Annotated in this window: 13 protein-coding genes; 9 read left to right on the top strand and 4 right to left on the bottom strand. The window is 34.7% G+C overall.

What is annotated here, in order from left to right; translation table 11 throughout:
* Positions 1 to 122 precede the first annotated feature (122 nt).
* On the top strand, positions 123 to 497 hold the full coding sequence (locus IRZ78_RS01345; protein ID WP_194614806.1) for a DUF4440 domain-containing protein: 375 nt from the start codon (positions 123 to 125) through the stop codon (positions 495 to 497).
* 120 nt (positions 498 to 617) lie between these two features.
* On the opposite strand, the gene IRZ78_RS01340 is transcribed toward IRZ78_RS01345, so the two are convergent.
* Positions 618 to 830 carry a hypothetical protein gene (locus tag IRZ78_RS01340; RefSeq protein WP_194614805.1) on the bottom strand — a complete coding sequence of 71 codons (213 nt, stop codon included), beginning with the start codon at positions 828 to 830 and terminating at the stop codon, positions 618 to 620.
* A 464-nt stretch (positions 831 to 1,294) separates the two neighbouring features.
* Here IRZ78_RS01340 and IRZ78_RS01335 point away from each other — a divergent pair, with 464 nt between their 5' ends.
* From IRZ78_RS01335 to IRZ78_RS01300, 8 genes are all read left to right on the top strand, one after another.
* Entirely contained in the window at positions 1,295 to 4,378 is a 3,084-nt protein-coding gene (locus tag IRZ78_RS01335; RefSeq protein ID WP_194614804.1) for a SusC/RagA family TonB-linked outer membrane protein, read from the top strand.
* 11 nt (positions 4,379 to 4,389) lie between these two features.
* Positions 4,390 to 5,895 (top strand): SusD/RagB family nutrient-binding outer membrane lipoprotein, encoded by a 1,506-nt coding sequence (locus tag IRZ78_RS01330; protein ID WP_194614803.1) that lies wholly within the window; start codon positions 4,390 to 4,392, stop codon positions 5,893 to 5,895.
* 7 nt (positions 5,896 to 5,902) lie between these two features.
* Positions 5,903 to 7,543, top strand: coding sequence for an alkaline phosphatase family protein (locus IRZ78_RS01325; RefSeq protein WP_194614802.1), 1,641 nt, complete (start codon positions 5,903 to 5,905; stop codon positions 7,541 to 7,543).
* Between the two features lie 242 nt (positions 7,544 to 7,785).
* A complete protein-coding gene (locus tag IRZ78_RS01320) occupies positions 7,786 to 9,141 on the top strand; it encodes an aspartate aminotransferase family protein (RefSeq protein WP_194614801.1) in 1,356 nt (451 codons plus the stop codon).
* A 35-nt stretch (positions 9,142 to 9,176) separates the two neighbouring features.
* Positions 9,177 to 10,268 (top strand): alkaline phosphatase family protein, encoded by a 1,092-nt coding sequence (locus IRZ78_RS01315; protein WP_194614800.1) that lies wholly within the window; start codon positions 9,177 to 9,179, stop codon positions 10,266 to 10,268.
* 5 nt (positions 10,269 to 10,273) lie between these two features.
* Entirely contained in the window at positions 10,274 to 11,572 is a 1,299-nt protein-coding gene (locus IRZ78_RS01310) for a DUF5690 family protein (protein WP_194614799.1), read from the top strand.
* Positions 11,556 to 12,713, top strand: coding sequence for a TIGR03364 family FAD-dependent oxidoreductase (locus tag IRZ78_RS01305; protein WP_194614798.1), 1,158 nt, complete (start codon positions 11,556 to 11,558; stop codon positions 12,711 to 12,713). The genes IRZ78_RS01310 and IRZ78_RS01305 overlap by 17 nt, the downstream gene beginning before the upstream one ends.
* A gap of 2 nt (positions 12,714 to 12,715) precedes the next feature.
* Positions 12,716 to 13,399, top strand: a complete 684-nt coding sequence (locus tag IRZ78_RS01300; protein WP_194614797.1) for a phosphonatase-like hydrolase — start codon at positions 12,716 to 12,718, stop codon at positions 13,397 to 13,399.
* 308 nt (positions 13,400 to 13,707) lie between these two features.
* Here IRZ78_RS01300 and IRZ78_RS01295 read toward each other — a convergent pair whose 3' ends face one another.
* The 3 genes from IRZ78_RS01295 to IRZ78_RS01285 all read right to left on the bottom strand — a co-directional run bounded on the left by IRZ78_RS01295 (position 13,708) and on the right by IRZ78_RS01285 (position 15,572).
* Positions 13,708 to 14,289 carry an XRE family transcriptional regulator gene (locus IRZ78_RS01295; protein WP_194614796.1) on the bottom strand — a complete coding sequence of 194 codons (582 nt, stop codon included), beginning with the start codon at positions 14,287 to 14,289 and terminating at the stop codon, positions 13,708 to 13,710.
* Positions 14,290 to 14,655: 366 nt separating this feature from the next.
* The gene (locus IRZ78_RS01290) at positions 14,656 to 15,303 is read right to left on the bottom strand and encodes an SRPBCC family protein (RefSeq protein ID WP_194614795.1); all 648 of its coding nucleotides are present in this window, start codon (positions 15,301 to 15,303) and stop codon (positions 14,656 to 14,658) included.
* A 65-nt stretch (positions 15,304 to 15,368) separates the two neighbouring features.
* Entirely contained in the window at positions 15,369 to 15,572 is a 204-nt protein-coding gene (locus tag IRZ78_RS01285) for a hypothetical protein (protein ID WP_194614794.1), read from the bottom strand.
* Between the last annotated feature and the right edge of the window lie 18 nt (positions 15,573 to 15,590).

The following is a 15,590-nucleotide window of genomic DNA, read 5'->3' as shown; positions in this document are numbered from 1 at the left end:
CAATAAATTGAGGTACAATTATTTAAGTAGTTTTTCCATCAATTAAATCTTTGTTAAAAGTGTAAAGTCATTTTAATATTAATTTGAACTTTGTAAGAACTGTTTAACTAAAAAGAATGATTATGGAAACGCAAATAATTGAACTGGAAAAGAAATATTGGCACGGAATGGAAAATCATGATTATGAAACGGTAAAAAACCTAACTGGTTTTCCTTGTATTATAGCCGGAAAAAATGGTGTACAAACTATAAATGAAGCCAAATTTAAAATAATGTTTGAATCAGGAGATGGAGATAAAATACAAGTATTGAATTTTTCTGATATAGAAGCGCAATTGGTTGCTGAAAATACTGCAATAATAGCTTATTTAATAGAGTTAGGAATAGCAGACAATAAACAAAAAGCTCCAATGAAATGTGCCTGCACTTCGACCTGGATCAGAGAAAAAAACTACTGGATTTGTGTATTGCATACCGAAACAGAATTGTCTGAGTAATCTTTTAATTGAAAGAATTGGTCGCCCTGGCTAATTCTTTCAATTTATTATTTGTGTATGCTCCATCTTTTCGGCGCACATTATAATTTACAATTTTTGTAAAGTTACTTTTGATCGTCTTTACAATAGAAAATCTCCATGAGCTTTTTCTTCAAGCGTACTGCAAAATTCACCATCGGGATAATTAGAGTCTTTACTAAAGCACAATAAAGGTTCATTTACAGATTCGTAAGTGTGATCAAGGTGGTTGCGTTCATGTTTTTCCATAAACATTTGTGATCCTGAAAATAGAGATGTTTGCTGACGGTAATTATCGTAGTGAGTTGTTATCATGTTGATTGTCTTTAAGTTTGATGTTTTATAATTCAAATTTAATAAGACACTACAAGGAAATATTTATATCATTTCTGCTCAAAAGTTATTTAATTTTCAGTTTTTAAATCTCCTGAAATAGCTACATCGCTTTAATTTAGTTTACTAAATATTTGCCAATTGGTAAAAAGTAGTACTGAATGCTGATTTCAAGATCCTTCTTCAGATGCAATTTCGTTAATATAAGGTTCTGTATCTTTTATTATCTCCATCGCGCGGAACTCTTACTATTTTACATATTGGACAAATTATAAAGGTTGATTTTAATCAAAAAAAAATCAATATAGTGGTTTTTGGTAACATTAATTTGATGATTCAATAAAGGCCTGTTAAAGATTTCTTAAAATCAAAAAGTTTACTAATAGTAAATATATTTACACATTTGTGGTGTAAAAAATTACTAATAGTAACTATTTAATAAGCCAATGAAAAATTTTAAAACTTTAATGATTCTATTAATGATGTTGGTGTCATCATTAATTGTTGCCCAGACTGCTACTTTTAAAGGAAAAGTAGTAGATGAACTAAATGAACCATTACCTGGAGTATCTGTTCTTATTAAAGGAACAACTTCGGCAATTACAACAGATTTTAATGGAAGTTTTGAAATTGAATTACCACAAGGTAATGAGCAGCTTGTTGTCTCTTACTTGGGATATGTAACAGCTAATTTTAATCCGGGAGGTAAAAAAACGGGTGTAATTTCTCTAAAACCTGATTCTCAGAATTTAGATGAAGTTGTCGTAACGGCTCTTGGTATTAAAAAAGAAAAGAAAAAGTTAAGTTATTCTGTACAAGAAGTTCCAGGCGACTTAACAAAAGGAAGAGATGCAAACGTAATGAACTCTTTATCAGGAAAAGTTTCCGGATTGGTTGTAGCGGCGTCGCCTGAATTTTTTAGCAGTCCCAACTTATATTTAAGAGGAAAAAAACCTTTGATAGTTGTCGATGGTGTGCCTTTAGGAACCGATACCTGGAATATAAGCCCTGACGATATCGAAAGTATAAATGTACTGAAAGGTGCCAATGCTGCAGCACTTTACGGATCTGTGGGAGGAAACGGAGCCATTCAGATTACTACAAAAAGAGGTACGCAAAATAAAAAAGATTTTGTAGTAGAGTTTAACCATAATACCATGTTTCAGGGTGGTTACAATGCTTTGCCAAAAACACAAAACGCATATGGCCCTGGTTCTTACGGAAATTATGCTTTTGTTGATGGTAAAGGTGGCGGTATCAATGATGCTGATTACGATCAATGGGGACCAAGATTCGACGGACAGTTAATTACACAATATGACAGTCCTATGGGTGCAGATGGAAAATTAATTGCAACCCCATGGCAGGCAAGAGGAAAAGACAATTTTAAGAATTTTATGGAAACGGGGCTTCTTACGACCAACAACTTAGCACTTGCTTCAAACTTTGAAAAAGGGAATATAAGATTCTCACTTTCGAATACGCATCAGGAAGGAATCAACCCGAATACAAAATTAAATATTTACAATTTTAATTTAAGCGGAAGATACAATCTTAGCGATAACACATGGGTTGATGCAAGCTCTAATTTTAGCTTTCAAACTTCCCCAAACAATCCAAATGTGCAATACGGACCAAATAGTTATATCTATAATATGCTAATCTGGGGTGGTGCTGATTATGATATTAGAGATTTAAGAGACTACTGGCAAAAAGGAAAAGAAGGTATACAGCAAAAGAATTTTGAATATACTCGTTACAACAATCCTTATTTTATGGCTTATGAATGGTTAAGAGGATATTACAAAAATGATTATTCGGGACAAATAAGTATTAATCACAAGTTCAGCAGTGATTTTGATATGATGGTGAGAACAAATATGGCGGTAACGAATTTGTTTAAAAATGAAAAATTCCCATATTCGATGACTACTTATGACAGAGAAAAAGGACAGGGAGATTATAAGGAAGAATACAACTACGGATTCAAAAATTATTCTGATTTAATGGTAAATTACCATAAAACAATCAGCAATTTTGAGGTAAGGGCAACTCTTGGAGCTAATATCAATATTGATAAAGCCCGTAATTCTTTTGCCTCTACAAATTATTTGATCATACCGGGACTATACACTTTAAGCAACTCTCAAACTCCGGTTCAGCCTACAAATTTCAACAGCCATTTTCAAACGTACAGCTGGTACGGATCTATGGATTTGTCTTATAAATCCTTTTTATTCCTGGGTGCAACAGGAAGATTTGATACAGATTCAAGACTTCCCGAGCAAAACAATACTTTTTTCTATCCGTCAGTTGGTTTAAGTGCAGTTTTGAGCGAAGTAGTAAAAATTCCGTTAGTAGATTTCTTAAAAGTAAGAACCTCGTATGCAAAAGTGGGAGGATCATTGGATATCTACAGCAACTTAGATACTTACAAGCTTAGAGATCCTTTTACAGTAGGAGGAAAAACATATAATGCAGCTTATGTTTCTGAAATTTTATCGAATAAAGATTTAGAGCCTGCATTTAACTCTTCGATTGAATTTGGTATGGAAACCAGAATGCTTAAAAACAGATTTGGTTTTGATGTGACGTATTATGAAAATACAAACGGACCACAGATTTTTGATTTAAAGTATTCAGAAACTTCAGGATATCAGGGAAGTAAACAAAACGGAATTACAACAAAAACAAAAGGTATCGAAGTTTCATTATTTGTAAAACCTATAAAAAGCAATTCTTTCAATTGGGATTTTACTGTTAACTGGTCAACTTACAAAGAGTACTTAAAAGAAGTGTATAAAGGAATAGAAAACAACGGAAGAATTAAAATAGGAGAGCGTGTAGATGCTTTTTATATTAATGATTTCATGAGAACGAATGATGGTAAACTGATTGTTGGAAATGACGGAAAACCACTTGTCAATCCGTATCAGACAAAAGTAGGATATAAAGCTCCAGACTGGTCAATGGGTATTACCAACAATGTGAGCTATAAAAATATAGCACTGAATTTTACTTTTGATGGACGATACGGAGGAAAAATTGAAAACTATGTCAACCAAAAAATGTGGCAGAGTGGCCGACATGCAGATAGTAATACTCCCGAACGTGCCAATGATGTTATTGGTGTAAAATCATACGTAACAGACGGAGTGGTAATAACGGGCGGACAATTGATTACCGACGGACAGGGAAATACGATTAGCGATACCAGGACTTTTGCTCAAAATACAACCAAAATGTATTATCAGGATTATGCCAAATCCTATCATGGTAATTATGCAGCCAATATTATCGATAAAACGTTTTTTAAGCTGCGAGAAATAAGCTTAACGTATACTTTGCCAGCTTCTTTTATAAAACAATCGTTTATAGAAAATGCTTCTATCTCATTAGTTGGTAGAGATTTACTTTATTTTTCTAAGCACAAAAACATCGATTTAGATCAGTTTTTAAATGAGAGTGATTCGCCGCTTCAAACTCCAACCGTAAAAAGTTATGGTATCAACTTAAACTTAAAATTTTAATACCAGTAAAAATGAAAACAATACAACTATATAAGGCTATATTGATTGTTGCAATGGTTTTGATTGCAGGATCTTGTACAAATTTTGAAGATTTAGCCGATGATCCAAACAAAGCGACAAGCGTTCCTCCGTCGATGCTTTTAACAGAGGTTTTAAGAGTAATGAATAATGTAGATGACGAAGGGCCTTGGTCAGGTGCGCAAAGGGACAACCAGTTCTGGGCAATTTCATTTGATTACTACGGAGAACAAGATTACAATTGGGGTTCAGGGCCTTTGCGTTATACGACTTTATCTAATGTTATGGCAATGGAAAAAGAAGCTGCAAAATTGGATTCCAAGAATAAATATGGCGCATTAGCTAAATTTTTCAAGGCTTATTTCTTCGACTATATGTCAAAAAGAATGGGAGACATTCCAATGTCAGACGCATTAAAAGCAAATAGCAGCACGCCAGTAACTCAGCCAAAATACGATACTCAGAAAGACGTATACATCGAAGTTTTAAAACTCCTAAACGATGCTAATAATCAAATTACAGCAGCAAAGGCTGAAGTAGGAACCGGTATTGTCGAAGGTGATTTTTTATACAACGGAGATCTTGACAAATGGCAAAAAGCAATCAATGTTTTTCATTTAAGAGTATTAATCAGCTTAAGCAAAAAAACAGCAGATATAAATGTTGCCAGTGAGTTGAAACAAATGATCGAAAATCCGTCAAAATATCCTTTAATGACAGGAATTGAGGACAATATGAAACGAAATTTTTCGGATGAAAACCTTAACAATTTTCCTTTAAATCCAGGAAACTTTGGTCGTAACCGAAACAGAAATGTTATGGCCGGAACTTATTTGAATATTCTAAAAGCGAATAATGATCCCAGAATATACAAAGTTGCCGATCCTGCTGCTTTTTATTTTAACAGTGCAGATCCTCTAAATATGAATGCTTATATAGCTGCGAATACAGGAGATGAGCAAGGACCAATGCAGGTAGCATCAGATCAGGGAAAATTGTCTTATCCTAACGAAAAAAGATATTACAGCTCTTATGTTGGGGAAGCCTATACTTTAATTGGTTACGCAGAGCAGCAGTTTATCATTGCTGAAGCGATAAACAGAGGATGGATCGCCGGTGATGCCGCTGATTTTTACAACAAAGGAATAAAAGCATCTATGGATTTTTATGCCGTGAGCAGTGCAGATATTACAACTTTTTTAGCCAGCCCAAATATTGTTTATAAAGGAAATAATGCAAACGGTTTAGAACAAATCTTAACGCAAAAGTACGTAGCCTTTTTTCAAAATTCTGAAAGAGAAGCTTACTTCAATTTCAGAAGAACAGGAATTCCTGCTTTTAATGTGGGGCCGGCGAATAAAAACGGAGGAAAAATCCCGATGAGATGGAAATATTCTCAGGGAGAATTTGACAACAATTCCGAAAATGTAAAAGCCGCATTAGCCCGACAATATGGAGGTACAGATGATATTAACGCTGTAATGTGGCTTGTAAAATAATAGCAGAATGAAACATACCCAAAATACAATCATGATCATAGCGATATTCTCGCTATGGTCTTGTTTTTCTCAGAATAAGAAAGAATTTCAGGCTGTAAAACATGTTGTAGTCATTGGTTTTGACGGTTTAAGCCCTAACGGAATTGAAAATGCCAATACCCCAAATTTTCATAAATTAATGAAAGAAGGTGCTTCGACTATGCACGCAAGAACGGTATTGCCATCGAGCTCGAGTACCAATTGGGCTACGATGATTATGGGCGCAGGACCGGAACAACACGGAATAACGTCTAACGATTGGGAGAAAAATAATTTTGTTCTTCCTACAGTTGTGCAGGGCGAAGATTTTCTTTTTCCAACCATTTTTAAATTGATTCACGATCAGAAAAAAAATGCCGAAATAGGCGTAATTTATCATTGGTCAGGTTTTGGACGACTTTTCGAAAAAAGCGCTGTTAACTACGATATTAATACGGAAACAGAAGAAAAAACGGCACTTGCAGCCAGCAATTATATAAAATCGAAACAACCTGTTTTTACCTTCATACACTTTGATCACGTGGATCATGCGGGACACGAATATGGTCATGGAAGCCCTGAATATTACAAATCAGTAGAAAAAGCAGATGTTTTATTGGGCGAGGTTTTGCAGGCAATAACAAGCTCAGCAATGGCCAATGAAACCGTAGTAATTGTAAGTGCAGATCATGGGGGTTTAGGTAAAGGTCATGGCGGAGAATCGCTGCAGGAAGTCGAGATTCCGTTTATTGTCTGGGGAAAATCAGTGAAGAAAAATTATACGATCGAATTTCCTGTTTACCAATATGATAATGCCGCAACTGTAGCTTTTGCTCTAGGTTTAAAAATGCCAATGGCTTGTATTGGGCGACCTGTTAAAAATGCTTTTGAGGGATATAATCAAAAAGACAATTATCCGCTTATAAAAAGATTTAAAGATCCTGTAATTCTACCCACAGCCGTTTTAAGCAAAAGGGCAGGCGGTTTATTTACCGGTCAGGCCGAAGTGATCATCGAAAACCCAAGCGGTGAAGGAGAAATTCGATACACTACAGACGGATCAATGCCTACAGGAAAATCTCTTTTGTACAAAATCTCTTTTAAAACCCTTAAAAATACAGTGGTAAAAAGCGCCATTTTCAAAAACGGAAGTATTGTAAGTTTGGTAAGTGAGGCTTTTTTCAGAGTGATTCCGGCTGGTTTTTCCGCTCCGGTTTCTTATGAGATATTCTATTTATCCAATTTAAGCAGTATCCCATTTTTAGACAATTTGAGTCCTAACGAAAAAGGAAATTGTTTCGAAATAGGTTCCGAAGAAATCAACCAGAAGATCAGGGATAATACTGTTGTAAGGTTTAAAACCACAATAACTATCGAAAAAGAAGGAACGTATAAGTTTTATACCCGATCAGATGATGGCAGTATTTTAAAACTTAACAATGAAGTTGTTGCCAATAATGACGGTGATCATGGCATAATCGAAAAGTCAGGCGAAATGAAGCTAAAACCAGGAAATTATCCTCTGGAAGTTGTTTGGTTTAATGGCGGAGGCGGAGGCTGGTTAGATGTTTATTATGAAACAGCAGGAATAGCCAAACAAATTATTCCGCCCTCGATTTTTAAGCCATAAATGCGCCTTTAGGTACTAAATATTGGTAGAAAACCGGAACAGAAATAGATTTAGCGTGCCATAGGTACGCAACTAACGGCACAAGTCGAAGCTAATAGTTCAAATTATAAAAAGAGAATTATAAAAAAGGAAATCTGCTCAATCTGCTCAATTTGCGAGAAAAGACTATATGTTAAATGTCCTTTTGCAGAACTAACAAAGAGCAATTATAAACAATAATAAAAAGGATCAAATTCGATTAAATGAATAATCTCAATACCAATAAAAAAACAGAAGGTGATATAAACCTAACGTCACAAAGAACGCTCTGGAATGCCTCTGAAAATGACGACCAAACAAAGCATTTGTTAGAAAAAGACGCGCGTTATTTTTTGCATCAGGCCATGTCGACTCCATGTTTAGACGTTTTAGAATCCTGCGAAGGAGCTTCTATAAAAAACATTGCCGGAAAAACCTATCTGGATTTTCACGGAAACAACGTACACCAAATTGGGTATGCAAACCCCAAATTGATCGAAAACCTGATTGAGCAGTTACAAACACTTCCTTTTTCTCCAAGACGATTTACCAATAAACCCGCAATTGATTTTGCCGAAAAATTGGCTTCATTATGCCCGTCAAATCTAAATCGCGTATTGCTGACTCCCAACGGAAGTTCTGCCATAGGCATTGCGCTTAAACTGGCCAGGGCGGTGACTAAAAAGTTTAAGGTAGTTTCATTTTGGAATTCTTTTCACGGAGCTTCTTTAGATGCCGTAAGTGTAGGAGGAGAATCTGTTTTTAGAGAATACATGGGACCAATGATGCCGGGCGTAGAACGTATTCCTCCGCCAACAAGTTATCGTGGTATTTTCGAAAATAACGAACAAAAGTGTTTAGAATATTTAGAATATGTTTTTTCTAAAGAAAATGATATAGGTGCTTTTATCGCCGAAACCATAAGAAATACCGATGTTCAGATTCCGTCGAAAAACTTCTGGAGAGAAGCCAGAAGATTGTGTTCACAATACGGCGTTTTATTGATTTTAGACGAAATCCCGATCGCATTAGGCAGAACAGGAAAAATGTTTGCCTTTGAACATTATAATATTGAGCCTGATATTCTATGCATTGGCAAAGGTTTAGGCGGCGGTATTATACCCCAAGCAGCGATTTTGACCAGAGACGATTATAATGTTTTTGGTGACATTTCTCTGGGACATTATACGCATGAAAAAAGTCCGCTTGGATCTGTTGCAGCTTTAACCACCATTCAATTTATAGAAGACGAAGATCTTTTGCAAAAGGTAAATAAAGACGCTCTTTTTATGGAAGAATCACTGCAAAAACTCAAAGAGAAATATACAGTTATTGGCGATGTAAGAGGAAAAGGCCTTTTGTGGGCAGTAGAATTGGTGAAAGACAGAACAACTAAAGAAAAAGCCGTAGACGAAGCAGAAAAAGTAATGTACGGATGTTTGAAAAGAGGATTGAGTTTTAAAGTATCTGCAGGTAATGTTTTGCAATTATCACCTGCTCTAACCATTACAAGAGAAGAACTTCAAACGGCATTAAATATACTCGAAGAAAGTCTGAAGGAACTTTCATTTGAAGCTTAAAAAGAAAATGATTTAACGATTAAAAAATAAATAAAATGAAAAAACTAATTGTAACAGCATTATGTGTTTTTAGTGTTTTACGAGCAGAAGCACAGCAAAAAAAAGCGGTAAAGAATCCCAAAATAGTACTCATTACTTTAGATGGTTTTCGCTGGCAGGAATTATTTAGCGGAGCTGACAGCAAGTTAATTATAAAAAAGTATGCAGAAGATACCACAGCAGTAAAAGAAAAATTTTGGAGAAACACGCCTCAGGAAAGAAGATCTGCTTTAATGCCTTTTTTCTGGAATCAGGTTACCAAAATGGGACAATTGCATGGTAACAGAACCTTAGGCAGTAATGTAAACCTGACCAATACAATGTGGTTTTCTTATCCGGGTTACAATGAGATTTTGACCGGATCGGCTGATGATAAACAAATTAATAGTAATGATAAATTCAACAATCCTAATACTACAGTTTTAGAGAAAATCAATATGCTTTCTAAATATAAAGGTAAAGTTGCTGCTTTTGGGAGTTGGGATGTTTTTCCGTTTATTATTAATGAAGAACGTTCTGGAATACCTGTAAATGCCGGTTTTGAAACGGTAAAAGGAAATAAGCTTTCAGATGGGGAAGTATTTTTAAATGAGCTGCAGCCAAAAGTGCCTTCACCTTGGGATTCTGTTCGATTTGATGCTTTTACATCAAATTATGCATTAGAATACATGAAAAGAGAACATCCGGAATTGGTTTATATCTCTTACGGAGAAACAGATGATTTTGCACATGATGGCAATTATCAGGCGTATTTAAAATCAGCAAATGCTGCCGACGGATTAATCGGGGACTTATGGAAATTTACCCAAAAGGATTCTTTTTATAAAGACAATACTATTTTTATTATTTCGACAGATCACGGCCGCGGAACTGAACCATTAGAACAATGGAGGGATCATGGTTCTCAAGTAAACGGAGCAGATCAGGTTTGGTTAGTTGTGTTTGGGAATGGTGTTCAGGCAATTGGAGAAGCAACAGCAAAAGAACAGCTTTACAGTAATCAAATTGCGCCAACGATATTGCAGTTTTTTAATACTGCAAAGGATACTCAAATGAAAGGGCAGCCATTAGAAATCCTTAAAAAATAATTAAAATGGAGCGTAAAAAGTCAAATATACCTTTTGTTTTGAATGCGTCTGTGGCTTCTTTTGGGGTATATTTTTGTATGTATGCTTTTAGAAAGCCTTTTACAGTGGCCACTTTCGAAGGTTTAGAAGTCTTTCATATTGATTACAAAATACTTTTAATAATTGCTCAGGTAATTGGTTATGTGATTTCTAAGTTCATAGGTATCAAAATAATTTCAGAACTTAAAGCAAACCAAAGAATATTTTATTTGTTGGGTTTAATAGGCATTGCGGAAATCGCTTTGTTACTTTTTGCTTTAGTCCCAAAACCGTATAATATACTATTTATGTTTCTTAACGGAGTGCCGTTAGGAATGATTTGGGGAATTGTTTTTTCGTATCTCGAAGGAAGAAAATTTACCGAAATATTAGGCGTTACCCTAAGTACGAGTTTTATTGTTTCGAGCGGAGTAGTAAAATCAGCCGGTTTTTTTGTGATGGATTCTTTGCATTTTTCTGAGTTTTGGATGCCGGCCATTACAGGTCTTTTATTTGTGGGACCTTTATTGTTTTTTGCCTGGATGTTAGAAAGAATTCCAAAACCATCGGCAGAAGATATTGCTTTACGTTCAGAGCGTATACCAATGACGAATAAAGATAGAAAAAAGGTCTTGTTGCAGTATTTATTTCCTATCACGATTTGGGTTTTGTTTTATACCTATCTCACTGCTTTCAGGGATTTCAGGGATAATTTTGCCCGCGAATTATGGGATAGTATTGGTTATAAAGATGATATAGGAGTTTATACCAGTTCAGAAGTTATAGTGGCTTTTATTGTATTGTTGGTTTTAGGAGCGGCATTCTATTTTAGAGACAATATGAAAGCATTATTCTTTTATCAAATATTGCTTTTAGTGGGTTCAGCCTCTATTGGTGTTTCTACATTTTTATTTCATACGCAAAATATTAGTCCGTTTAGCTGGATGGTGGTGTCGGGCTTTGGTTTATACATTTGTTATGTTCCTTTTAATTGTTTGTTTTTCGATCGCTTTATAGCAGCTTTTAAAATTAAAGGAAACGCAGGATTTTTTATTTACATCGCCGATGCCTTTGGATATTTAGGAAGTGTTGCCGTACTGTTGTACAAAAACTTTGGGCAGCCCAATTTGTCCTGGTTAGATTTTTTTATGGATGGCGCGTACTTAATTGCTATTATGGGAATCCTTGTAACGGTAAGTTCTATGATTTACCTAAACAGAAAAAAGAAGAAAATTAAAAAACAAAATATAAATTATCAATTCGTTTTAAATGAAAACACAATATGATTTAATCGTTGTCGGCGGCGGTATTCTGGGAACTTTTCATGCCTATCATGCCTTAAAAGCAGGAATGAAAGTTGCCGTTATCGAAAAAGACAAAATGCCTAAAAGCGCTACAATTCAAAACTTTGGGCAGGTAGTACCTTCCGGAATGGATTCGAAATGGCAAACTTACGGTAGAGAAAGTTTGGCGATTTATAAAGAAATACAAAGTCAGTTTGATATTTCTGTCAGACAAAACGGCTCGGTTTATTTGGCTTCAAATGATGAGGAAGTACAGCTTATCGAAGAGTTGGCTCAGATTAATAAAGCCAATAATTATGCTTCGGTTTTATTCAATAAAAAAGAATGCCTGGATAAATATCCGGGATTAAATGCTGCTTATGTAAAAGCAGGATTGTTTTTTCCGGAAGAAGTTACGGTCGAGCCCAGAACAATGATCTACAGGCTTCAGGAATATATGAGTAAGCATTTGGGGTTAAAATTAATCACCAATACAACGATTTTAAATTGTGAGAATTTACCGAATGGAGTTGTTTTAGAAAGCGCATCAAAGGATAATTATTTTGCCAAAAAAGTAATTATTTGCAACGGCAATGACTTTAAAAACTTATATCCTGAAGTGTTTTCTAAAAGTGATCTGGAGGTTTCAAAATTACAAATGCTGCAAACCAAGCCTCAGAAGAATTATAAACTAGACGGATCAATTTTGACAGGATTGTCTATCAGGCGTTATGAATCTTTTTATGAATGTGCTTCTTTTAAAGATATTAAATCGAAAGAAGATCCCAACTCTTTAGAAAAAAAATGGGGTGTACATATTCTCTTTAAACAAGCAGCAGACGGATCGGTTATTTTAGGAGATTCACATCAATATGAATCGGCAGAAAATATCGATGATTTAGGTTTTAATCTTGATATGGATATTGACAATTTCATGATCGAAGAAGCCAAAAAAATTATCGATTTGCCTACTTATGAAATTCAAAACAGATGGTTTGGTATGTATTCTCAGTGTAAGACCAAAGATGTTTTTGAACATACAATAGGCGAAAACATTCATATTATAACAGGAATAGGAGGAAAGGGAATGACCGGAAGTGCCGGTTTTTCAAAAGAAAATATAATTAAAATCTTTAATAAATAAGAATGAAGCAAGAAATACAACTGGTAGTATTTGATATGGCCGGAACAACTGTAGATGAAGGAAATGTAGTGTATAAAACAGTTCAAAAAGTAATTAATGATGAAGGTTATGCCGTATCATTAAACGAAGTTTTGAATTACGGAGCCGGTAAGGAAAAATACCAGGCGATTTTTGATGTTCTAACAAATTGTACTGATTCTGATACTGTTGAAGCAACAGCTCAAAAAGCATTTTCTAATTTTAAGCCTGCACTGGAAACGGCTTATGCCAATTTAGCTGTAAAAAGCTTTGAAGGTACAGAAACGCTGTTTAATGATTTAAGAAATAATAACATCAAAGTTGTTTTAAATACGGGATATGATTGTATTACCGCCAATAATTTGCTTACAAAATTAGGGTGGTCAGTAGGCGAAACTATTGATGCTATGGTAACATCTGATGACGTTGAAAATGGACGTCCTGACGGAGATATGATTTTGAAAGCGATGGAAATTACCGGAATAAAAGATCCTGAAAAAGTACTGAAAGTAGGCGATTCTGCTATTGATATTGAAGAAGGAAAAAGTGCCAATTGCGGTATGACGGCAGGAGTTTTGACAGGCGCACAAACCAGAGAACAAATCCAGGATGCAAATCCTACTATTATATTGAATAGTTTGACAGAATTAAGAGCGATACTCTTGTAGAAATAAGTTGTTGTTTTTTTGCTCCTCCTTGTTACCCTTGATGAGGAGGAGTTTTTTGTTTTAAAAAAGAATTAGGAGAGAGAGTAAATAAAAAAGCAACAAATTTTAAGAAGATTTTTTATTGACTTCGATAAAGAATTGCTAACTCAAAAAGAATCTAATTCAAAAACTTTGCGACTTAGCGTCTTTGAGAGATTAAATCATAAAACTTTTTTTAACAGCGAGAAACTTGCGCGCAAAGGCGCAGATATGCAAAGTTTTTTATTAATAATTCAAGCTATAAAAAAAGAACTTAAAAAAGTTAGAATTTATTCTGTTTGTGTATTAAAAAAGAAATATAAAACCAACATCTTAGCGGTTGTTTGACTTCGGTTTATAGGAACATGGGGAATCCTTCCGTCAAAAAATATCGAGTCACCTTCTTTTATTAATACTTCATCATCTCCAATAATATAAACACATTCTCCAGAGAGCATATACTTGTATTCAAAAGCATCGGTTTCGACTTTTTCCCTTTTAGAATCGGGTTTTACTTCCAGTAAAACGGCTTCAAAACCAATGGATGAAAGCTGTTTTCCAAAAATATACTGATAGGTAAATCCTTTTGCATCGTCTTCCTTTTCTATAATAGAATTATCTTCAGCGCGGGAAACAATATAGTTTTCTCCGGTAGGTTTTGGCATTCCTTCAAAGAAATCAGAAACCTCAATTTCTAAGGCATTGATAATATTCAATAAAACAGGAAGCGATGGTATGGTTCTTCCATTTTCAATTCGGGATATCAAACCATTACTCACATTAGCTGCATTCGCTACTGTGCTGATTGTTTTTTTGTTCTTTTTCCTAATATCCTTTATTCTTTTTCCTATCCCAATTAAGTAGTCGTTCATTCCAAATGGTATTTATTACGAATATGCAAATTTAACTTGATATAAAAAAGAAGTTTTTATATCAAAAGTTTATAAAGTGGTTTGCTGAGTAGTTTAGCTCTGGGATAATTAATTTGAAACTGATAAGGCAAATTTAATAAAACGTTTTAGTATTTTGGAATTAAAAATACAGATTGCTATTATTTTTACCAATATTGTTTCTAAATCCGTTTTGTAGTATTTATTTTTTAATGAAGCAGGGGATTGGTGAACGAAGATTACACATTTACAATCCATTAGAATATAATGTGTTATTATAGTAGCAAAAAGCCTTTTAGAATTTAATCTAAAAGGCTTTATATAAAAGTCTGAAACCAAACTTTGGTATTATGATTCGAGATACAACTTAAGGTTTTTGATATCATTGTTTACGATTTTCTCAAAATAAGGGTTGAGCAGTTTCGCTGCACCTTCACCCGCCAATCCTAGTGGGGCGCGATATGAAATAGTTATGTCTATTTCTGTATTTTTTCCGTTGGCTTTAAAGATTACTTTTCCGAAGTTTTTAACCGAAGCATCTGCAAGAGATTGCCAGCTTAGAAGTTTTTCTTTTTGATCTTTGATGATTTCTGCGTTCCATGTAAGCTTTCCAATACCTCCCGGACCTTTTGCAGTCCACTCAGATTTAGTTTCGCTTATTGTTTTAACCGATTCTAAGTGATTCATGAATTTAGGCAGATTTTCCAGATTGCGCCAAAAAGCATATACTTCACTGATGGGTTTGTTGATTACGGCGCTTGTTCTGATGTTCACATTCGAAGGTTTGTCGTTTTTTAAATGATCTACCGCACTGTAAACCGGGCAGTACCCGCTAATCCCTCTGGCAAGCATTGCGCCGCCGGAACTGATTTTAGCGATACTTTTATTTTCCTGCGAAAGTCCTTTGTATAAAAGGTAAGATCCGCTGGTAATCATTAATATTCTCTCCAATGTTGAGACATTGGCTATGCTGTCAGATGCTGATTGAGTTCCCATTTTGTATGTTTTTATAATTAAATATCTTAAGATTACGCGTTTTGTTTTTTACTTATTTTCGAAAATTAATCGGTTGCAAAATTTTCAGATTCGCTGTAATTTTCATCGAAGTTCTCTTCCGGATTATTGGTCTCCTCTTCCTCCTGAGAGTCCTGATTTAGATCATGGTTATCTTCACTATTAAAGTTTTCAGGTTGCAACTGATTTTGTAAATCCTGCATTAAATTACGATCTCCCGGATGGTAATTTTTGTTGTCGTCTGTTATCATATCAGTGTGTTTAAAATG

The organism is Flavobacterium sp. CSZ (genome assembly GCF_015350725.1).
Classification (GTDB): domain Bacteria; phylum Bacteroidota; class Bacteroidia; order Flavobacteriales; family Flavobacteriaceae; genus Flavobacterium.
Note: the sequence above shows the minus strand (reverse complement) of the source record. Positions and strands in the feature narration are given on the sequence as shown.